Origin of the sequence: Sphingobacterium sp. GVS05A, assembly GCF_019969845.1 — a bacterium.
GTDB lineage: Bacteria > Bacteroidota > Bacteroidia > Sphingobacteriales > Sphingobacteriaceae > Sphingobacterium.
In genome coordinates, this window is the sequence record NZ_JAHXYR010000028.1 from 1 (window position 1) to 330 (window position 330).

Genomic DNA, 330 nt, shown 5'->3' on the forward strand with positions numbered 1-330 from the left:
GCTTCTGTGTAAAAAAAGGCACCGACCTACTCTCCCACCTGTTACGGCAATACCATCGGCTCTGGCGGGCTTGACTGCTCTGTTCGGAATGGGAAGAGGTAGACACCGCCGATATAGGCACCTAAAGTTTTTTTATAGATTTAAAGTAGTTAGATATTAGTATTTAGACTTTTCTATGAAAGTTTATACCAATCCTATAACCTAAACTATATTGACATATATATTGAAAGAGTTTCCTTTCTTTTGTTTCAAAAATTAAAGAGGAAGACAACAGTGTGTCTCTGCATGAGAAAGCTTCGGGCTATTAGTACCACTTGGCTTTGGTCTCTC

General features: G+C 39.1%; 1 rRNA gene. It reads right to left on the reverse strand.

The annotated features are described in order from the left end of the window. Positions 1-13: 13 nt before the first annotated feature. Positions 14-125, reverse strand: a 5S ribosomal RNA gene (rrf, locus tag LC454_RS26300). Between the last annotated feature and the right edge of the window lie 205 nt (positions 126-330).